At 47.7% G+C, this 23,068-nt stretch carries 11 protein-coding genes and 1 pseudogene; all 12 read right to left on the bottom strand.

The genetic code is table 11. The features are described 5' to 3' along the window. Positions 1-13: 13 nt before the first annotated feature. Positions 14-1,690, bottom strand: a pseudogene (locus tag LS482_RS12495) (glycoside hydrolase family 43 protein). A gap of 1 nt (position 1,691) precedes the next feature. Next, complete coding sequence (locus LS482_RS12490; RefSeq protein WP_233027857.1) at positions 1,692-4,598, bottom strand: glycosyl hydrolase 115 family protein; 2,907 nt, start codon at positions 4,596-4,598, stop codon at positions 1,692-1,694. 10 nt (positions 4,599-4,608) lie between these two features. Next, positions 4,609-5,691, bottom strand: a complete 1,083-nt coding sequence (locus LS482_RS12485) for an endo-1,4-beta-xylanase (RefSeq protein WP_233027856.1) — start codon at positions 5,689-5,691, stop codon at positions 4,609-4,611. Positions 5,692-5,714: 23 nt separating this feature from the next. Next, the gene (locus LS482_RS12480; protein WP_233027855.1) at positions 5,715-5,879 is read right to left on the bottom strand and encodes a DUF5597 domain-containing protein; all 165 of its coding nucleotides are present in this window, start codon (positions 5,877-5,879) and stop codon (positions 5,715-5,717) included. A gap of 7 nt (positions 5,880-5,886) precedes the next feature. Further along, positions 5,887-6,060 (bottom strand): hypothetical protein, encoded by a 174-nt coding sequence (locus LS482_RS12475; RefSeq protein ID WP_233027854.1) that lies wholly within the window; start codon positions 6,058-6,060, stop codon positions 5,887-5,889. Between the two features lie 781 nt (positions 6,061-6,841). Continuing rightward, positions 6,842-8,773 (bottom strand): RagB/SusD family nutrient uptake outer membrane protein, encoded by a 1,932-nt coding sequence (locus LS482_RS12470; RefSeq protein ID WP_233027853.1) that lies wholly within the window; start codon positions 8,771-8,773, stop codon positions 6,842-6,844. Between the two features lie 10 nt (positions 8,774-8,783). Then, positions 8,784-11,864 (bottom strand): SusC/RagA family TonB-linked outer membrane protein, encoded by a 3,081-nt coding sequence (locus LS482_RS12465; RefSeq protein ID WP_233027852.1) that lies wholly within the window; start codon positions 11,862-11,864, stop codon positions 8,784-8,786. A gap of 558 nt (positions 11,865-12,422) precedes the next feature. After that, a complete protein-coding gene (locus tag LS482_RS12460; RefSeq protein ID WP_233027851.1) occupies positions 12,423-15,794 on the bottom strand; it encodes a VCBS repeat-containing protein in 3,372 nt (1,123 codons plus the stop codon). A gap of 93 nt (positions 15,795-15,887) precedes the next feature. Continuing rightward, entirely contained in the window at positions 15,888-17,390 is a 1,503-nt protein-coding gene (locus LS482_RS12455; protein ID WP_233027850.1) for a RagB/SusD family nutrient uptake outer membrane protein, read from the bottom strand. Between the two features lie 18 nt (positions 17,391-17,408). After that, a complete protein-coding gene (locus LS482_RS12450; RefSeq protein ID WP_233027849.1) occupies positions 17,409-20,447 on the bottom strand; it encodes a SusC/RagA family TonB-linked outer membrane protein in 3,039 nt (1,012 codons plus the stop codon). 345 nt (positions 20,448-20,792) lie between these two features. Next, positions 20,793-21,734, bottom strand: a complete 942-nt coding sequence (locus LS482_RS12445) for an NAD(P)H-dependent flavin oxidoreductase (RefSeq protein ID WP_233027848.1) — start codon at positions 21,732-21,734, stop codon at positions 20,793-20,795. Between the two features lie 119 nt (positions 21,735-21,853). Next, positions 21,854-23,041, bottom strand: coding sequence for a tRNA 2-thiouridine(34) synthase MnmA (gene mnmA, locus LS482_RS12440; RefSeq protein ID WP_233027847.1), 1,188 nt, complete (start codon positions 23,039-23,041; stop codon positions 21,854-21,856). Between the last annotated feature and the right edge of the window lie 27 nt (positions 23,042-23,068).

The raw sequence follows: 23,068 nt of genomic DNA, 5'->3' as shown, positions 1-23,068 counted from the left end.
TACAGCAATATGGTTATTGGTCGTTTCCTTTGTAAAGGAACCAATTATATTCGGCTGTATTGTCGGATTCTTCATTGCCCGATGTGGTATAAGGCCCCAACATAACGCCTACAAAACCTCCGGCTTCCCGGGTACTCAGCTATGTGCCGTCTACTTTATTAAACAATTTCCAATCCTTATCGGCCAACGCATAATAAAAACGGTATTGTCCTTTATCAAATGTAATCCTCAGACGGATATTTTTATCGCGGTCGCCCTCCTTTATATCGGTCTCCTTTAACAATTCATACGTACCATCTGCCGCAGCCTTCAGCAATTTAAGCATATTACTGCCGTTCTCCGACATTCCTTTTGCAAACACATAATGATGGGCTTCATTCTGAAAGGCTATGATCCCTGCCAGTTCATTTTCATTCTGCGGAACGAAGGACATCTCGGTTTCCACACTTCCCTTGATATGCTGCTGTCTCCTGGCCAGGAAGGAAGGATTTTTCTTTCCGGTGGCTTCAACGGGCCGCAGTTTTATACGCAGTGTTCCATTGCCCTGTTCATACCATTTTTCGGAAGGTGTCCGAAGAAACATCCAATAGTCCGGCAAATCGGGACTATCAAAATCATCTTTCAGGGCAAAATCACCGTTTTTCGGGAAATCCGTTGCCCCAAAGGCGGGCAAATCGGGTTTCGGATAGCTGTATTGCACCTCATCGAAATCCGGATTTATGACAGGCCAGCCGTTTTCCCATTTTACCGGGGCGAGAAAGGTCTCCCTTCCCGTATTGTAGGAATCTTTCATATCATAGGGTCTCGTGGCCAGGAATGTGGCCCACCACTCCCCGTGCTGTGTTTCGATGATCTGGGCATGACCGGTGGCCGATACGGGCGCTTCCCTGTCCGCAGGCAAATCGCGTTGGGTGAGTATAGGATTGTCCTTATACGGTGCATAGGGGCCCTGTACGTTGCTACTCCGGAACACCACCTCAGAATGATTTGGCCCGGTGCCTCCTTCGGCAGCTATCAGGTAGTAGTAACCGTTGTGTTTAAAGATATGAGGCCCTTCTATCCATACGGGATGATCTTCGAATTTCACCCCGCCGTTGACCAGTATGGTATTGTCGCCAATCACTTTCAGGCTTTCCGGGTCTATTTCGTTTATCCGTATGGTGCGATGCCCCTCATATACCGGTTTATTGTCCGGGGCATCACTATTGTAAACAATGTAACACTTCCCGTCGTCATCAAAAAACAGTGACGGGTCAATACCTTTTATTTCGGGCAGCCAGTACGGATCACTCCAGGAGCCGGAGGGATCGGTTGTCCGTACAATAAAATTCCCGCCTTTTCCTACCAGGGTGGTCGTTACGTAAAAATACCCTTCGTTATAGCTGATGGCGGGAGCAAAAATGCCCCGGGACACTCCCAGGTCTTCCAGGGGAAGTTGTTCCGGCCTGTCGAGCACGTGTCCGAGTTGATTCCAGTGCACTAGGTCTTTGCTGTGGAATAGCGGAATCCCCGGAAAATACGAAAAAGTGGACGTTACGAGATAGTAATCTTCCCCCACCCGGCATACCGACGGGTCAGGGTAAAACCCAGGCAGCACCGGATTCCGATAGGTGCCCTCCTGTGCAAAAGCAGGTAGGTACAGGCATTGCCATACCAAAAAGAAAAGACAGCATCTGATCGTGTAATTCATATTATTTGTTTTTGTTTGCCCTGGTTCTATACATACTTTCTTCCGGTCCCAGGTAACTGGGTTTTAAGCCTCCCGCATCGATAATGATCTTCTGCAATACGATACCGGGGTCCAGCATACGTATTCTGAGGTGATGCACGCCCGGTTTATCCACCTTGTGTACACTTAGCTGTTCATTTATATTATGGGCTACCCATTTTTCCCATAGCTTCCCGTTTTCACCTTTGTGTATATAAACGGTTTCCGGGCTTTTACCATCAATGGAAACAGTCATCCGCTTACCTTCAGGCGAATTTTCATAATTGAGTGTGGGCGAAGTCAGGATGTGTACTTTTATTTCCCCGGGAGTGTCCAGGTAAATCTCATATTCCAGATAGTGTGCTTCATTTTGCAACACATCACTATTCACAGTAACCGGGAATAGTGTGACTGCCGACCCGGTACGGCCCAGATCAGGGATCACTTTATATTCCGTTCCGCTCAGTTCTTTTTTACCGGAGAAATGAGGGGCTTCTATGGAAATATATCCGTTTTGTTCCACAAAACCTTCTACATCCTGCCCGGCAAAGGGTTGCACTTTTACATAGACCGTAACCTCATCCCGGCCAGAACGTATGGTTACAGGAACCTCTGTATTTTCATCTGGAGCATTGCTCCAGTCTGCATCTATCCATATTCTCTTTTCATCCCGGATATTTCCACGGGTTTCTGAGATTATCAACCAGGAAACCGGAGCATCTATCTCGTAGGAAAGACTGCCCGAACCGCGGTTAAACAGTTCTAAATATCTCCGGCCCGTCTGGTATGGGCTTATTTCGGAGAGTACGGGCTTTTCCCCGGAATGAGGCCACCATTCGGACGAGCCTTCAATGGCTACCCCGAGAGATGGTGTTTCGGGTATATCTATTTCCTTTACGTCGGGCATGCTTTGTTCTTCCGGTTGCTGCCAGTAGGTATAACCAATATGGGTCTGGCTCATCATGTGGTTCCACTTTCCATCGGCAAGGGTATCGTGATAATAGGTCGTCAGGTCGGCGTCCCTTTTATAGAGCATCCTTGCTTTTTCCGCAAGCTTATTGGTCGCTGCCCGTCCCTGGCCCGCATAAAGGCGGTTTTTGGCCACGGTCAGGTACAATTCGTTCAGGTTGGCACAGGCTTTTACGGGGAAAGCGACCAACTGGTAAAAGGCGTCCCTGTATTCGTCGGGGAGTTTTTTATAAATGGCATCGGCGCGTTCCTCCAGTTTATTGTAATCCTCTACTACCCTTTCGGCTTCCCGGTAATGCGTTACGCTGTACGTATCCGCATCCAGTAACTCAGGCTTCCGCCTGCTGTTGTACTTGGTATAAAGGGACAGTAAATCGGCAATTTCCGTGGCGTATTCGGAACCGAACTGTTTTTCACTCCATTTAACCACATATTCCCGTATCCTTTCCGCAGGCCACCTGCCGGGAGACCACGCATAGTCGAGGAAAAAGGAAACAGGCAGTTCCATAGGTTTGATATCGCCTACGTTTACAACCCATATCCTGTCTACACCGTGACGGTAAGTGAGGTGCATCTGTTCCCATATCCTGGGCAGGGGATTGGTATTGAGCCATTTGTAATTTCTAGGGCCACCCACATAATCGAAGTGATAGTACATGCCGTAACCGCCTTTTCGGGGTTCTGTACCGAATTCGGGCAGTTTCCTTACATTGCCCCAGTTATCGTCACACAGTAACAATGTTATGTCGTCCGGGACACGCATTCCCTTATCGTAATATTCCTGGACTTCCTTGTACAGCGTCCATACCTGCGGGGTTTCCTGTTCGGGCTTTCCGGTCACTTCCCGGATGATCCCGCGCTGGTCTTTGATGATCCTTTCGAGCAGGGCGATATTGCTGTCATTACTCATGGGTTCATCGCCGTCGCCCCGCATCCCCAGGGTAACAATGCTTTCGTTTGTCCCCATGCGTTCCATGCCCTTTTTCCAGAATTCCTGTAATTTTTGCTTGTTGGTCTGGTAATTCCAGTCGCCTTCGCCATACCTGCTCCACTCTACATGTGCCCGCATCAGGGGTTCGTGATGGGAAGTACTGACAACCACCCCGTATTCGTCGGCCAGGGCAGCGTTTAGAGGGTCATCGTCATAAAAGGCCCTTCCCCACATGGCCGGCCACAGGAAATTGCCTTTCAGCCGCAGAATCAGTTCAAATACTTTTTCATAAAACCGGTGATTGAAGCCTCCGAATTTTTCATGTACCCAGCCCGAGAGTGCCGGGGCTTCGTCATTGATAAAAATACCACGGTATTTGACGGCCGGGGTACCCTGGCTATGCTGCCCTTTTAAAACGTACAGGGCCTCCTTTTCCTTTACAGGAACATCGGCCCACCAGTACCAGGGCGATACACCGATCTGTTCGGAAAGGTCGTAAATGCCGTAAATTGTCCCGCGTTTGTCACTTCCCGCAATCACCAGGGCCTGTTCCACCCCTTCAAAGGGATGATCTATGACCTCGGTAACAAAAGTCTCCCATTTTCCGGCAATACCGCTGACTTTCAGTTTGCCTTCGTCCACCAGCTGGTCTATTAGCGGGTGGTTTCCCAATGTCCCTGCCAGTACCACGACGAACGGTAGTTCCGTTTTCCCCTGTTTTATTTCCGGTAATTTTCCGGTTACCCTGCCAATATCTTCACGAAGGCCTTCGGCGGCCTTCACCACTCCCTTGTATTCTTCTGTTCCCAGGTATACGGGCGCGGCACTATTATTTACGAGAGGGAACCTGTCGGTTCCTTTTTCGCCGGACACATACGATTGTGCATAAACCGTACTGCCACCCATAAGGATACAACAATAAAGGGTCAGGATAAATTTCACGAGAATATTCCCTGCGTATTTTATTTTGGTGGTTTTAGAATCTTTCATGCTGTTCTTTTTATTCAAACGCTCTTATTACGCCACGGTGGGCAATCTTGTATTCGTATGTTTCGGTAAACAGTAACGGCCAGTCGGTTCCGTAACGGGAGAGCAACCAGCTTTCGTTATCGCGTAGTCCCCAGAAGGTAATACCGTATTGCTGGCTTTCCGGGATGGTATTGTACATATCTACGATTTCCCCGAGCCTGTTTTCCTGGGCAAGAGCGGCTTCATAGGTGAGTTCAGTCAGTTTGTCATCTGCGTTCAGCCGTGTATCGATCTCGGAAAAATGGACGATCAGCCCCATTTCTGTAAAAATGTTTACGGCATCGGCTATTTTCGAAATGGCCGGGGTCTCTACCTGAATATGCATCTGCATCCCTACACCATCTACGGGAAGAAAACCCTTTAGCATATCGGCCGCAGCCTGTGCCTTGACCGGGTTGGACGAAAGATTAAAATCGTTGTAGAACAACAACACACCGGGATCGGCTTCCCGGGCCCACCGGAAACACCTGGCCACATAATCTTCTCCCATGTGTTGCAGAAAAACAGTGTTTCGCCAGCTCCCGTCTTCTTCGATCGCTTCGTTGACCACGTCCCATGATGCTACTTTTCCCTTAAAATGTTCTACTACGGCCTGAATGTAGGTTTTGATTTCGGCTTCAAATTCTTCATCGGTCCCTTCAAAATTTTCCACCCAGGGCGGGAGGGATTCATGCCAGAGCAGAGCATGTCCGTGTACCCTGGTATTGTTTTTTTCGGCATAGGCTACAATGGCATCGGCACGTTCCCAATCGTATTTGCCGGGAGCCACGGATATATAAGCCATTTTCATCTGGTTTTCGGCCGTAACGCTGTTAAATTCCCTGCGGACTACCCCGGCGTAACGGGAATCCCCCAACTTTTCAGCAGATACGGCTACTCCTACCGGATAAGATGCTGCTTTGCACAATGACATTCCAGGAACATAGGTGATTTCCGTTTCCTGATTATCTCTGTTTGCGGAACTTCCTGTAATACCTCCCTGACGTTCCGAATTGCTGCAACTTATTACTGCGATCAGGATAAAATTACATATCGTTTTTACCGTTGTTTTCATGGGGTTGAATTCTCAAGCTGTTTTCATTTGTGCCGATATAATTTTACTTTCTGAATGCCATACCGTCCCATCGGGATGCGCAAGCGCCTTCCCTGGTGGCTCTGGTCGCCGTTCATTCTTCTTCCGGGCTTCCATTCCCCGTTTTCGTAATGTCCTTCGTCAATCCTTGCAATACCTGCCCGGGGCAATGTTTTGTCATTGGATAAAAAGGTGGGGCCCGGTCACCATAAACTCATCCGGAGCGGTCTGAATGACCAGTCCTCCGTTCTTAAGAAATGGCTTTCCTTCCACCATAAGGCGGGCATTGCTTCCCTGTTTTTGTAGGTTGGGAATATCCCGCTGGGCATACAGCATCGCCTGAAACGACATGATCAGCAAAAAGAGAAAAAAATTTATACTTCATTTTTTTGGTTATCCATTCTAAAAGTTTATAAATGCATACATAAACATGAATTCCCCCTTCATTCCCATACCAAAAGGGGTAAAGGAATAAGCCTTCGAAGGGGGAATTGCTGAAAAATATATTTTACAGGTACGGTTCTTCATTACTTCGGGGATCTTTACCGTACTACACGGTCACCTTCTCCGGCTGTTTTCCGAATTCGATTACAGAAAGGCCGGGAAGAGGTGAATACACCATAATCCTGGAAAATAGTCTTGTTTATACTTGAAGTGCATTCCTGGTTGGCTTTTAGTACAGTATACCTCTGTGATGTGGTACATTCTGGTTTGGTTTATCTTATAGTCAAAAAGAACATATGTTGTAAATATACACAAATATCTCATTAACGCAATCGGTTGTGTCGTGTTTTTTGTTAAAATAAACAACATTACCGAAAAGACACCCACATATTTTTTCAAGTACGTAAATACAACCCTGTTTTTATGACAAAATAACATCTTGTAATACTACCACGGCCTACTAATCCGCAACTGATCATAATTACTAAGCAATTACCTGTCACCCTTAAAACCATCCTGCTTTATAATAAAAACATTTTATTTTACACTGAGAGGACTCATTCTCATAGTTGCTCCACCAAAAACATCGGCACAGGAAAAGAGGCATTAATTATCATTCATACGAAAAACCGGCCGTCCCAAGGCAGGGAACGGCCAATTCTCAAGATCATATACAGATTAACTCCTCTTAATCATATCCGGGGTTTTGATAATTCCCGGTGTCACCTTCCATGGCATCGAGCTGGCCCTGCGGTATGGGGCGTAAATAGTGATATGGCTCAATATTTCGCGTCACTGTCTGGGGTGTATGGTCGCCATAATTGCTCCCTCCTATCCGGTAGGTACGGGCAAGTTCCTCCCACTTCTGTGTACGCACCAGGTCGTACCAGCGGTAACCCTCGCCGTAATATTCACGTGAACGTTCGGCCAAAATATAGTTAATATCTATAGTGGCGGGTGTGGCATTTACCATATCCGCGCTGTGGTCTTCCGTTTTTTCCTCGTTCCCGTTATTGTCCCAGCGCCATACTCCGGCACGGGCACGTATAACATTGATAAGGTCTCTCGCACTTCGCGTTCCCGAGGCTCCTTTTATGGCTGCTTCGGCGGCAATAAAATAAAGTTCGGAGAATTTAGCGATATTAAAAGGTCGGGTGCTTCCGGCATTGGGCTGCCCCAGTCCGTCACCATTGTCGGTACGGTACGGCCCGAGCTTCCACAACCCGGGATACGCAATCCGGCTGATACCTTCAGGGGATATCACAAAATCAGGTCTTCCCGGCAACACACCTGCTCCCATATTACTATTCCCCGCGTCATCCGGGTAATCAATAGTCTCTTCCGGCTCTTCATCCAGGAAAGTGAGTATGGCGTCACCGGGATTGACTTCCATAAAATTAGCATTGTACAGGGAACCGCTGATACCGGCTTTATCCCAGTTTCCGCGGTAGACGGTGGTAAAAGTGCCATCGTAGCGGGAATCACTGGTCTTGTCGGCAAAAGTGTTTGTAATAGCCCCGATCGTAGGGCACATACGTGTCCACGGGCGTCCCAGATGCTGCTCCGCTTCCCGCTGAACGGAACTTACGGCATCCCATTCCGTAGCGGATGCGCTGCTGTTGATCACCGTATAGTTCCACGTCATCATCCACCCTGCAAAATTATCCGGGGCACTGCCACTACCATAGGTAAGGCTTCCCCCGTTATAAAATTCACTTGTTTCCGTATGGTCGGCATACAATAAAACCTCATCATTTCGGTCGTTTGGTGCCCAGCTTACGTCATAAAAGGTTTCCTCTAAGCCAAAAGGACCGGGATTATTAATGGCTTCCATGGCTATATCATAGGCCTGTTGAAAATACCATTGGGGATCGTGCCCATCGGGGTCGGTCCGGTCGGTTTCCGGGTAGGTAGGAATGTTATTAGGGTTTTGAAGCCACCATCCGTATGTAAGGTAAGCTTTTGCCAGGTAAAGGCGTGCAAGTGTTTTGGTGGCACCACCGGTAACCCGGCCCGCATCCGGCAAATCATTGATTGCCGTGAGCAGATCGGGAAATATCGCCCGGGCATAAACTTCGGGTACGGTATTGCGTTCGGAACTCCTTGAAGGATTGTCATTAAATGCCAGTTCTCCCGCACCAAGATCCAAAGGTACGCCACCAAATGTCTGTACCAGCATAAAGTAATCGAACGCGCGGAAAAACCTGGCTTCGGCAATAAGAGCATCCGAAATACCCAGTTCGGTCGCGTTTTCGATGACTCCACTTGCCGTATTGATATTGGAAAATGCAACTTCCCATAATACATTGGCCCGGCTGCTTGTGGAGGTAATTTCTCCCTGACCGCTGATATCCATCACCTTAAAGTTCTGGTCCGCACTCTGGGCGTATGTCACTTCATCGGTCCCCGTAAGACAGGTATTGTAATAGTAGGCCTGGCCGTAGATGTACCTCAGGTGTGCATACATGGATGTTATACCCCCGTAAATTCCCGTTTCGGTCTCGAAGAAGCCCGGTTCATAAATACTGCGCGGTTCTTCATCCAGAATATCTGAGCACGACGTAAGGAATAACAGCGTTAAAACTGTTCCCATAAGTGCTTTTATACCTATGTTTTTCATAATTGTATTTTTAGAATGTTACATTAAGACCCAACATATAATTGCGCGTTGCAGGCGAATTCGTACCTATGGTCAGCAAGCGACTCGGATAGGTATTGGTCACCGCCGCGTTTTCGTCGGCATATGAATTCGTTTCGGGGTCCATTCCTGTTTCCCTGTGGAAAGGTGAAAACAATACCAAGGGATTCTGCACGGAAGCGTAAACCCGCAATCTGCTCATTCCGGCTTTTTCCATCCAGTCCGCACCGTCAAAATTATATCCCAGTGTTATGGTACGTACCTTCAGGTATGAAGCATCAAAATATCCCAGGGTACTGCCGTATTTGGGATTGTCCCCGCTGGCTATACCGCCCGGTTTCGGGTATCTGGCACCGGTATTGTCGGGCGTCCAGTAATCTACTTTTACGTTATTTCTCCGTCCGCTCAGCATATTGAGATAACCGGAAGAAGAATGAAGGGTACTGATGAGAATACCTCCGCTTTTAAAGGCTCCCACAAGATTGAGGTCAAATCCTTTATAAGCTACCCGCGTATTGAACCCACCCTGAAAATCGGGTTGCAGGTCCAGGATTTGCCGGTCATCGGGCCCGATGGCTCTTACGGGGGTGCCGTCCTCGTTATAATCGCCGGTATATTTTACCTTGATCATCCCTACGTTCCCGCCGGGCTCCAGGATATCCAGGTAAGGGTCGTCTTCCTGCCAGAGACCGGTATATTCGTAATCGTAGATCACATTAATGGGATGGTCTACAAACCACCAGTTTCCTTCGTCCCTCTCCTGTCCCGAAGAAAGCGCTACCAGTTTGTTCCGGTTACCGTATATGTTGATCCCGGCTTCCCAGGTCCAGCCATCGGGATTGTCCAGTATCAACCCATTGAGCGAAAGTTCCAGTCCCTTGTTCTGAGTTTCTCCTATATTGGCCGTGTAACTTTCCACCCCCGAAGTTGGAGGCAGTCCCACGCCAAGCAGAATGTCTTTGGTATTGGTCACATAGTATTCCAGACTACCGGACAGGCGGTTGTCCAACAGGGAAAAGTCCAGTCCGTAATTCCAGGTCTCGGAGTATTCCCATCCCAGATCGGCATTGGGAAGTTCAGACACATAATACCCGGTAGCATAATCGTCATCACCGAAGTTGTATGGTCTGGTATCCAGCCGCCCGAGAGTGGCATAGGGAGAAATGGCCTGGTTGGACGTTTGTCCATAGCCCGCACGTAGTTTCAGCATGTTTACGAAGGATACATCATCCATAAACGATTCCTTGCCGATATTCCATCCGGCTGATATTGCAGGATAAGTGTGCCACTTATGTCCCGGAGCAAGCCTTGATGAACCGTCAGATCGCACAGTGGCCGACAGCATATACCGGTCGTCATAGGAGTACATAACACGCCCCATCCAGGACATCAATCCCCAGAGTTCATAGATCTGGTCGTCCGGGTCTATGGTGATCTCCCCGTCGGCATGTCCCAGGTTGTAGAACTGGAATTGTTCGGCCGGAATATCCCTTGCCGCCATGCGCGACCTGGTAAACTTATTCTGTTCGGCGGAATACAGGGCCGTTACATTTATATTGTGCTTTTCCGCAAATGTACGGTCGTAGGTAAGCAGGTTTTCAACAATCCAGTGATGCGTATGGGAATTGCTTACGGAAGCCGTTGACGGAGTCTCGGGATTCGAACTGTTGACCCCTTCGCCCGTATAGGCCCCACCATTACTCTGGCGATAATCCAAACCGAGGTTGACACGGTACTTTAATCCTTCCACCCACGGGATCTTCAATTCGCCGTAAATGGCATTGTATGTGGCAAACGACCTGGTCTCGCTAAGCCATCTGTCTTCCAGTCTTCCCAGGATATCCCGGGAATACACCCATGCCTCGTCCAGTGGCATCTGTACGGTCCGCTTCCAACTGCCATCATCGTTATACGGGTTGGCAATAGGCGACATGCTCAGGATGCCGTACAACCCCACCTGGGAGCCTTCGGTAACATTATAATTGGTATTTGAATTCAGGCCTATCCGGAAATGTTCGCCTATTTCCTGGTCGATAGTAGCACGTAATGAAATACGGTTGTACTGTTGTGTGGGAATCACCCCTTCATCGTGGTAATAGCCCAGACCGAAGTTGTAACTCCCTTTTTCGCTTCCGCCCCTGACACTAACGTCGTGACTTGTCACTATCCCGGTGCGGTATAGCAGGTCCTGCCAATCGGTATTGACATCGTCAGATTCATCGGCCCCGTTTTCAAACTGGCCTGCGGCCTCACGCAGTGCAACAAATTCGGGCCCGTTCATCATCGGGTACCTTGCAAAAATACTTCTCGTACCAAAATAGCCGTTATAGCTTATTTTTGCTTCCTGTCCTTTATAGCCCTTCTTGGTAGTCACCAGAATAACGCCGTTGGCACCCCGGGAACCGTAAATAGCGGTTGCCGAAGCATCCTTCAGGATATCGATACTCTCAATATCTTCCGGATTGATATCGCCGATAGACCCCGTAAAAGGGATCCCGTTAAGCACTACCAGGGGATCATTACTGGCCGTGAGCGAGCGTGTACCGCGAATGCGTATTTGCATGGTAGCCCCCGGCTGAGACGATGTTTGCGATATCTCCACACCCGGCATACGTCCCTGCAAAGCCTGTGAGATATTGGGTGATGCTACTTCGCGCATCTCATCCCCGCTCACCGAAACCACCGAACCCGTTACGGCTTCTTTCCGCTGGGTACCGTAGCCCACCACTACGACTTCTTCCAGTTGCTCGGTGTCTTCCGTCAATGTGGCGTTGATCGTAGTCTGACCGTTTACCACAATTTCACGGGGTTCGTACCCGATATAAGTGAACCGCAGTGTGGCATCGGCCGGTACGTTATTCAGGGTATAATTTCCGTCGAAATCGGTTCCAACACCATTGGCGGTACCCTTTACCAGGACACTAACTCCCGGTAGCGGCCCCTGTTCGTCAGAGACCGTACCCGACACGCTTATAGTCTGGGCCCGGGCTCCGAAAACAAAGACCAGGAGCAATAACGTTAAAAAAACCTTCCGGTTTCTCAATCCGTAAATACAGTTTAATTGATTGGTCATTTTGTCTGATTTTAATTTAAATTGAGTTTATCTAATCACACACCGGTATATGGTGTGTTTATTGAAGAAATGGGGTTTATAGGCAGACCGGCCAATTTTTAAAGATATACACCCATACCTCCCTGAATTGCCCTGGTCCTGTCTGTATTTTTATTCTGAGGTTTCGTGTTGACGCAGTTAAACGGTGATGTTGAGGGCTGCCCCGCCCGATGTGTCTGTATTCATAATGCGCAATTAATATTCATAAATGGTTCGGTTGGTTCTGTATGACGATTTCTACCGATTGTTTTAACATCGTTCACTTATAGTCATTAAGAACATATGTGTAAATATACACAAATATCTTATTGACGCAATCGGTTGCGTAATATTTTTTGTTAAAAAAACAATAGAATACGAAATATCGGCCCTTTATTTTTTTATTCAGATAATTAAATACCGGTTATTTGCCGATGTCACATTTTGAAGATCCTGTAATATAGTGAAACAGTCCGGCAACACGGTGTAAGAAAACCGGAAAAGCAAATGAATACGGAGCGCCCGGAATGGGGATCTCCTTTAATCCGGAAGGTAAACGTAATGCAGATAATCGTTATTTCCGGCAAAGACAAGGAGCTGTTTTCCTTTGTATTTCAATACGGCCATATCCTTGACATCGCCACGGACAAAAAGACCGCTTGCAGCGGGAGGTACCGGGGTGAAGTTTCCCTTACCATCCCCTTTTAAATAGTAACCAAAACCCGCATCATTGCGCGGGACTTCCGCTTCCGACCCGAACAGGTTTCCGGCGATAATGGCATCCCGGTTACCGTCTTTATCAAAATCTCCGGGCAGGATACGGTTAACAGCCGATATTTGTGCTTCACGGGGCAGTTGATGTATCAAGAATTTCCCGTCACGGTTTTCGAGGTATACGCTGGAAAATGATGTTACCCGGTAATGCAAAGCATTTTTAAGTTTTTTTGCCGTATAAATATCCTCCAGGGTGGCTTCGGCAAAAGACCTGTAATCCGGAAATTGTTTCCTGATCCCGGGAACTTGCCGTATGGAGCGTTCCCTTCCCTTTAACGGATATTGTATCCCATTCTCATAGTATCCCAGCACAATGTCCTTTTTGCCGTTTCCGTCAAAGTCATCGTAATAAATGTCGAAAGGATTATTCTCTTCTGCCTTGTATTTATAATTCTGTCCGAGGTTGCCCGCTATATAATCCGTATCGCCGTCGTTGTCAAAATCTCCTTCTGCAATACTTCCCCACCACCCACGGGTATTTTCCAGTCCCGCATCTTCGGAAACATCAGTAAATTCAGCCCGATCATTCCGGAACACTTGTATGGGCATCCACTCGCCCACCACCACAATATCCGGCCATCCGTCCCGGTCAAAATCGGTAATACAGGCATCGGTAGCCATACCGAGTGCTTCAAAGCCCGGGATCACCTGGGTTGTAACATCCTTAAATTCTGTTTTCCCTTTTTCACCCGTATTTTTCAAAAGATAGCTCTTTGCAGGCAAAGGATAATTTCCGGGGACCAGCCTGCCCAGCACAAGAAGGTCTTCCCGGCCGTCATTGTCAAAATCGAAAGGATAGACCCGGGAGCCGCTGGTCAGCATTTCGGGCAATGCGTTTTTATCCTTTACAAAACCACCTTTTCCGTTGTTGATATACAACCTGTCCTGCAACATGGGGGAATCCGGTGTAAATTCGTTCCCTCCGCTCACTATATAAATATCGTTATAACCGTCATTATTCGCGTCAAAAATGGCAATGCCCAGGTCTTCATGTTTCCTGTCGGTCCGGAAGATCTCCATATCCTGTTTTTCAAAGCCGTTTTCTGTCTGAAAAAAGATTCCCGGCGGATTACCGGAGGCCCCTCCGACGACAAAATCGTCCAGATTATCCCCGTTCAGGTCACCTACGGCTATTCCGGGCCCTAATGCGGAGGTTTTATGAGGTAGCAACGGCTCTTTTTTAAAATCATCATATTCGTTTTCGGTATGCCTGTACCGCACTATAATACTGTCCTGCAATGCCCTGAACAACGGGATATTTTCCGGGTGGTCTTCTTCTGCATTTTCCCCGGCATCTTTGTAATCCAAAGTAAGTATCCGATTGGTTTTCACATCAGCCAGTTCCTGTATCTTCCCGTCGGGCCATACTACTTTTACCTGATGGACCGTATCTTTCCGGCCCACACCAAAATGGAGTTCCGGGGCCACGGAAGACTGGAACCCCCGCGTGAGGGTAAGTTCCTGCATCTGGGCATTGACCCTGTTGCTGTACATAACGTCCCCCCCGTTACCCCAGGCACTCAGTGTAAATTTTTCCTGTGGCTCATCAGTAACATATACTCTTGCCCCGAGACCAAAGGGATTGTTTTCCGTTCCCCTGAGTTTTACGGTGATAAAATTGTGAAGCGCTGAACTCCGGTTCTCAAATACGGTTGCGTAGTCATCTATGTTATTGGTTACGATCTCCAGATCGCCGTCATTGTCAAGGTCGGCATAAACGGCCCCGTTGGAAAAGCCTTTATATGAAATTCCCCAATGTTCATTGGCTTTTTCGAAAGAAAGGTCGCCTTTGTTGCGGAAAAGAAAATTGTCCATTTTTTCGGAGGGCATATTCCTGCTCATTTCCAACAGGTTATCAGTTGTAATGGCTTCTTCCAGGGTATTGAAATAATCATTGTTATTGATTTCCCTCCGGGTCCCGTTGGAGACGAATATGTCCTTGTATCCGTCGTTGTCAAAATCGGCAAAGAGCGGTGCCCAGCTCCAGTCGGTTGCCGAAACCCCGGCCAGGGCAGATACTTCGGAAAAAAACGGAACCCCGTCATTGTCCACCATTCCGGAATGGAGTTGCAGGCTGTTTTGCACATACTGGTAATGCAGGCCCGAATTTACCGTACTTTGGAACTGTTCGGGGGTTACTTCACCCATATTGGTCTTTTTACGCCTGTTGCCTACCATTTCCATATCCACCTGGTAAACATCGAGATTACCGTCGTTGTTATAATCTGCAATGTCCACCCCCATACCGTAATAGGAGGTATGCCCGGTAGCCTGTTTGACCACTTCCCTGAACGTACCGTCCCCGTTATTCAGCCAAAGGAAATCGGGTGAATTGAAATCGTTGGAGACATAAAGATCGGGCCAGGAGTCGTTATTCAGATCTCCCGCCGTAACTCCCAGCGTAAGGCCAAAACTGCGCAGTCCCGCTTTATCGGTAACATCGGTAAAGGTATCCCCGTCATTCCTGTACAGGTGATCCGACTCCATATCCTGCACATTGTTCATCTTATAGACATAATAAAAGTTGGGGGCATTGAATCTGGTAGGGGGATAATTGGCAATGTAAACATCAAGATCGCCGTCCTTATCAAAATCGAAAAAGGTGGCCTGCACACTGTTGCCTTTGTCGGCCAAGCCGTATGTTTCCGCTTTTTCCGTGAATGTACCATCCCCGTTATTGATAAATAACTGGTTCTTTTTGTTTCCGGACATTCCGGCCACGCTGCAATAAATGTCCAGGAAACCGTCTCCGTTAACATCGGCCATGGCTACCCCGGTGTACCACCTGTTGTCTCCGGCGACTCCGGCCTTTTCGGTGATATCCCCAAATTCCAGGTTGCCCTTGTTCAGGTAGAGTTTGTTGGCTACCTGGTTCCCTGTAAAATACAGATCTGTTAAGCCGTCATTATTGATATCTCCGGCTGCAATACCTCCTCCCATATAGATATAGGAATACGTAAAGTAATTGATCGAATCATTTTCCGTAAGGGTATTTTGAAAACGAATCCCGCTACGGTGGGTTTCCAGCATTTGAAAGATCCCCGTATTTTCTTCTGCAGTACCCGTGTCATTACGATTGCCCCTGCACGAAAACAGTACGGTTGCAATGATTATTATTGCGGAGATTTTCGTATTCATACTTCTTATCAATTATAAGGTATGCCCCGACCGTGCTTATAAACGCAACTGTCAGGGCATCTCAGGGTAACAAACAGATAGACCTTATTTTTGTTAATATCCGTTGTTCTGGTCGGCCTGGGAAATGCTTGCATTGGCCGTAATCTCGGCCAGCGGAATCGGGAACACTTCATGTTTGCCTACTTCAAAATTGGGTATCTGGTCTCCCATACCCCATCGTACCAGGTCGGGAAAACGCACCTGTTCCCCGGCCAGTTCCACTTTGCGTTCGTGTACTATGGCATTGAAGACCTCCTGCTGTGTGGAAACCGGATACATGGTATCCATCTCCGGGGTGCCGTAGTTCGGCATTCCCACCCTGTCACGTACCTGGTTCAGGTAATCCACGGCCTGCGGGATATTGCCCAGTTCGTTTTCTATTTCGGCCATCATCAGTAGCACATCTGCATAGCGGATGACCCTAAAGTTAATACCTGAATCGGTATTTTCGTGCTCCCTTTTGTAATAATTCTGGTATTTTTTCCAGGCTGCCCTTCTTCCCGAAGGAATGGCCACGGTATCCTGCCCGTTGTTGAACAGGTCGTCATTAGCGTAAAAACTTGCCGTATACCGCGGATCGTCCTCTTCGTATTCATCCAGCAGGTCGTCGGAAGGATATACGTTAAACCAGTCGTTCCAGCCGTATTCCTGGCCGCGGAAGGTCACTTCGTTCTGGCCGGCACCGCTCACATCAGAATCCCATTTGCTGCCCTGACCCAGGGCTACGTCAAATTCGATTTCGAGTATGGATTCTTCATTGTGTTCGGTCTCTTCGAGGAAGTTATCCCCGTAATCGGCTGCGAGTGAAAAATCGTCCATGATCTCGTTGAAGGCATCACGGGCAAGCGTATATTCTTCCCGGTACAAATGTACCTTTCCGAGAACGGCATACGCCGCTTCGGAAGTGGCCCTGCCCGGCTGTTCTTCATCCTTACTTAATAAAGCGGTAGTTGCTTCCTGTAAATCCGGGATAATAACCTCCTGATAAATCTGCTCCGCCGGACTTCTCGGAAAGCCCTGCCCGTCTTCAGGAATAGTTGTTATAAGCGGTACGTCTCCAAACCTGGTAACCAACAGAAAATAATAAAATGCCCGTAAAAACCTGGCTTCACCAATAAATTTAGCCTTAGTTGCCCCGGACATTTCGGCAATAGCATCTATCTGTTCGGCATTGGCAATGACATAATTTGCCTTGTTAATTCCCCTGAAACAGCTTTCCCAATAGGCCCTGATGGCTCCGTGACTGGCATCAAAACTAAAGTCCAGGTATTGTTTTTTATCGGCTTCAAGCTGTGAGTTCCCTGCATTTTCATGAGACATGTTGTCCATCATAAAAAACATATGTCTTACCCACAATCCCCGGGTTTGCAAATTGGCATATGCCGCATTTACCGCTGACTGCACCTGTACTTCATTCTGAAGAAATGTTTCAGGAGATAGTTCATTGGGATTCGTCAGTTCCAGATCGTCTGTTTTACACGCTTCTATACCTACAACCGCAAGGGTTATAAAAAACAGAGCTGCTGTATATTGTTTGTATTTTTTCGCAATTTTCATGACACTGATCTTTTCGTATTAAAAGGATACTTGTAAACCGAGGAACAGGGACTTGGGCTGGGGATAATTCCCACGGTCGATCCCCACTTCAAAATTCGAAGTCGGATTTACTACGGTATAGGCCCCTACTTCCGGATCATAGCCGGAGTATCCCGTTAGTGTTACCAGGTTCTGTCCGCTGAGATATATCCTGAACTTGGAGAAATACCCGCCGAGCACTTCCCGGGGTAGCGTATATCCGAGGGTAATGTTCCGCAGCCGGGCATAAGACCCGTCTTCCACATACCTGTCGGAAGCCCGGGTGTTCAATGTAGCCCCGGCAGCCCTCGGAATGCTGTTGGAAGTCCCTTCGCCCGTCCACCGGTCCAGTACCTGTGTACCTGCATTGAACAATCTCAGCATACCTTCCGTATCGACCAGAAGCGTATTGAACACATCCTGTCCGGTAGCCCCGCTGACAAACAGGTTAAAATCAAAATTTTTATAAGCCGCATTGACATTCAGCCCAAAAGTAAGATCAGGGAAAGGATCTCCTATTTTCACCCGGTCGTTATCATCGATCACCCCGTCTCCGTTCTGATCAATCATACGGATATCCCCGGGTTCGGCATCGGCCTGGGTGGCATGGGCATCCACTTCGGCCTGGTTCTGGAAGACACCGTCTGTTTCAAAACCATAAAAATGGAACAGGCTTTCACCCGGCGCTACTCTGGTAAGATTATCATTTATTCCTGCGATAAAGTCAGCACCCTGTATATCGTCCACACCTCCCAGATCGAGTGCTTCATTTGTATTGGTTCCCAGGTTGAGGTTGGCCGACCAGGTAAAGTCACCATCATAGTCATTATACCCCAAATTAAATTCAAACCCGCTGGTTTCCACCGATCCCACATTTTCCGTAATAACTCCGGAATGTGTTCCCAAAGAAGGCGGAATAGGTCTGTCCATAAGTAAATCATCACTTTTATTCCTATAATATTCGGCCGACAGTGTTACGGTATTGTTCAACAACCCCAGGTCCAGTCCTATATTGGTCATGGTGGTTTCTTCCCATTTAACATTAGGGTTTGCCAATCCCGAAGGTGTTGCACCAACCGCACCTTCCCCCGCAATGGGATAAATAAAGTCCTGGCTTATGGTAGTGCTATAGGCATAATCATCTATATTATCATTCCCGGTGGTTCCCCAGCTTCCTCTTAATTTAAGATTATCGACAGCGGGAACATTAAAAAAACTTTCTTCGCTGATCCTCCAGCCCCCCGCCAGGGAGTAGAAATTCCCCCATCGGTTATTGGGACCAAAACGGGAGGAACCATCACGCCGTATGGAGGCGGCCAAAATATACTTTTCATTAAAGTCATAATTTATCCGGCCCAGATAACCTACCCTGGTGTATTCAAAAGTTTCTGAACTAATGTCGGAATCCGTATTGGATATTTCATTCACATCATTGCTAATGTAATTCCTGCTCGACGTATTGGTGTTGGTGGTTTTTGACGTTTGCTTCTCCGCAAGTAACAATACTTCGAGATGATGCTTTTCATTAAAAGTTGTCCTATAGTTCAGGCTATTGGTGTACACGAGAGATTTGAAAGTACCGGAGTTCTTGGTTATGGCCGCATGATCCTGGGTATGAGTGGCTCCGAGATTGTCGTCGTTAAACGAGGGGACAAAGCTGTTATTATTGAATGTCCTGTAGTCCAGCCCGGCCTGGGTTTTAAATACGAGCCCGTCCAGTATTTCGAATTCGGCATACAGCCCTCCTATAATATTAACCGATCTATTGCTTCGTTCTCCCAGTTCGAGTACTCTTACCGGGTTTTCGGCATCCTGTCCGTCGATAGGGGAATTGGGTCCCTGATACCCTCCGGGATTGTCTGGGTTATAAATGGGCAGGTAAGGGGCCATACGAATGGCATGGCGGATGACGGACCGGCCACCGCCTTCAGTCTCCGGATTCTGATTGTTGAAAACGATCTGTACGGTCTCGCCAACCTTTAACCTTCCAATAGTAAAATTGCTGTTGGCCCTGAAATTATGCCTTTTAAATCCTGTATTCCGCAATATTCCATCCTGGTCTATAAATCCGCCGGAAATCCGGAAATCGCTATTGTCTCCGCCCCCGGAAACAGAAAAATTGTGTTTGTGCATGAGGCCTGACTGGAATATGGCGTCCTGCCAGTCGGTATCGTTATTGAGCATATCCGCATACTGGGGGTCGGTAACCCGGTCCGGAAGACCGAAAGCTTCGGCATACTCTATGTATTGTGCCGTATTCATAATGTCCAGCCTCTCGTTCACGAACTGGGTTCCCACATAACTGTCCAGCGTAAGCGACACTTTGCCCTTTCTTCCTTTCTTGGTGGTGATCATCACCACCCCGTTAGACCCCTTGGAACCGTAAATAGCGGTAGTGGAGGCATCCTTGAGCACTTCTATGGACTGAATATCCTGGGGGTCTACATCGGCAAGCCTGCCGCCGATCACCCCGTCAATGACATATAGAGGATCGTTATTGTTCATGGTCCCCAGTCCACGTATTCTCACAACCGGAGGTTGCCCCGGAGAACCACTGTTTATTACGGAAACCCCGGACGCCCTTCCCTGAAGGGCCTGTTCTGAAGTGGTAACAGGAACGCTGCTCATGGCTTCGGAATCTATGGATTCTATGGCCCCGGTCACAACCCTTCTCGACTGCGTCCCGTAACCTACCACGACAACCTCATCGAGCTGTGCCAGGTCTTCTTCCAGGGTAATATTGATAGTGGTACGGCCATTTACGGCCACCTGTTCTTTTCTGTATCCTATATAACTAATTTCCAAGACAGCATCTGAGGCAACATTGTTCAATGTAAAGTTCCCGTCAAAATCCGTAGTAGTTCCGTTGGAGGTCCCCTGAATGATGACGCTTGCTCCCGGCAAGGGACCATTGGCATCGGAAACCGTACCGGAAACGGTAATATCCTGTGCCCATACCGCCATACCCCACAGGGCAAAAACAATAAAGCATATTCCGTACCGGGCCTTAAACTGGTGTTCTAAAATTTCAAAGCTCATAATACATCTGATTGGTTTTTGGATGAAAATATTCACATGACTGATTTAACATTATTTTACTTATAGTCAATATGAACATATGATGTAAATATACACAAATATTTCATTCACACAATCGATTCCGAAGTATTTTTTAGCAATAAATTAATTAAAAAAATATCAAAATATCATTTGTGTACGAATACTTCAACGGTATAGCGATTATTTTAAAGATTATTTTTTTTAGTAAAATTTATCCGGAAGGACTTTTAAATAAGTTATTGTTATATTTTTTTGAGAATACTGCAAATAAAAAAACGACCCCGGATGAGGTCGTTTTTCATTTTTGCTGTCTTATATCCTTAATTACATCCGGATCATCTCCTGTTTTACTTCGCGGAATTCTGTGGTTATTGCTCTTACGATTTCAGAAACAGGCTTTATATCGTGTATCAGCCCGGATATCTGTCCGATTTCCAGCTCGCCTTCGTCCAGGTTTCCTTCAAACATACCTTTTTTGGCCCTGCCTCTTCCCAGCAGTTCCTTCAGTTCTTCTACCGCGGGCCCTTTTTTGTAGAGTTCCTGTACCTCATTGTAAAACCTGTTTTTCAGCATTCTTACAGGAGCGAGCTCTTTAAGGGTAAGATGGGTATCTCCTTCCCCGGCGTCTACCACTTTCTGTTTGAAATTTATGTGTGAAGAAGCCTCCTCGCTGGCCACAAACCGGCTCCCTATCTGTACCCCATCGGCTCCGAGTACCATGGCGGCAAGCATTCCTCTTCCGGTGGCGATACCTCCGGCAGCTATTAAAGGAATGGAGATCTGCTCCTTTACCATCGGAATAAGGGTGAACGTAGTTGTTTCTTCCCTCCCGTTATGTCCCCCGGCCTCAAAGCCTTCGGCTACCACGGCATCGACACCGGCTTCCTGTGCCTTCAGGGCAAACTTAACACTACTGACCACATGAACTACGGTAACCCCGTTCTCCTTTAAAAAGGGAGTCCAGGTTTTCGGGTTTCCGGCTGAAGTGAATACGATCTTTACCCCTTCCTCCACAATAATGTTCATGATCTTCTCTATATCGGGATACAGCATGGGAACATTGACACCAAAAGGTTTATCCGTAGCCTTTTGGCATTTGCGGATATGCTCACGCAATACTTCGGGATACATGGAGCCCGCTCCGATAAGCCCGAGAATACCCGAGTTACTGGAAGCAGAAGCCAGTCGCCATCCGCTTGCCCATACCATTCCTGCCTGTATGATGGGATACTTTATATTGAACAGTTGTGTAATCCTGTTTTGCATAGGTGTATCGGGATTATTATATCGTTAAAGGATTTTTGACACTAATTTTGATTCAGTGCGGAAAATATATATTGCAATTGCAAGAGAGGTACACGGCCGTGTACCTCCACCTCTTTTTGTTATGATATAACACCGGAGCCTATCAGTTCATCTTCTATATACCAGGCGACGAACTGACCCTCGGTGATGGCGCTTTGCGGGGCTTCGAAATCCACATACAGTCCGCTGTCCACACGATACAGCACAGCCTTCTGTAAAGGTTGCCTGTACCTTATCCTCGCATTCACCTCCATGGTTCCGTCCACGGGCAACGCAAGGTCTTCCCGTACCCAATGCAATTCGTCATTTGTTACGAACAATGTCCTTCTGAACAGGCCGGGGTGATTTTTCCCCTGCCCGGTATAGATCACGTTCTCTTCCACATCCGTATCGATGACGAACAGGGGTTCTGCAGTTCCGCCTACATTCAGGCCTTTACGCTGCCCTTTGGTAAAATAATGCGCACCCTGATGTTTGCCCACCACTTTGCCGTCGGCAAGGGCATATCGTATTTTCCTGGAATTATGGGCCAGTTCTTCTTCCCTCGTCATAAAATGCGGGGCAGGTTTCCTGTAATTTTGATTGGAAGACGACACTTCTACAATTACCCCTTCCCTGGGTTTCAGCTTTTGCTGTAAAAATTCGGGAAGGCGTACCTTGCCTACGAAACAAAGTCCTTGTGAATCCTTTTTCCCCGCGGTGACCAGTTCCTCGCGCGCTGCTATTTCCCTTACCTCCGGTTTGGTGAGTTCACCAATGGGGAAAAGTATTTTACCCAACTGTTCCTGGGAAAGCTGGCACAGAAAATAGGACTGATCCTTATTGCCGTCCTTTCCGGCGAGGAGACGGTATATTTCCTTGCCGTCTCCGGATATGACATCTTTCCGGCAATAGTGTCCTGTGGCCACATAGTCCGCCCCGAGTCCGAGAGCTATTTTCAGGAACACATCAAACTTTATTTCCCGGTTACAAAGCACATCCGGGTTGGGCGTACGTCCCCTTTCGTATTCACCGAACATATAATCCACAATGCGCTCCTTGTATTCGGCACTCAGGTCTACCGTCTGGAAAGGTATGCCCAGCTTTTCGGCTACCATCATGGCATCGTTACTGTCTTCCACCCATTCACATTCCCTGGAAATGGTCACGGAATCGTCGTGCCAGTTCTTCATAAAAAGTCCGATCACCTCATACCCCTGTTCTTTTAACAGGTAGGCGGCAACGCTGGAGTCTACTCCCCCGGACAACCCTACGACTACTCGTTTCATTTTTTACTCCTTTCTCTCTTGGCAGAG

Origin of the sequence: Sinomicrobium kalidii, from assembly GCF_021183825.1 — a bacterium.
In the GTDB taxonomy this organism is placed as follows: domain Bacteria; phylum Bacteroidota; class Bacteroidia; order Flavobacteriales; family Flavobacteriaceae; genus Sinomicrobium; species Sinomicrobium kalidii.
This window is presented reverse-complemented; position numbering and strand designations above follow the sequence as displayed.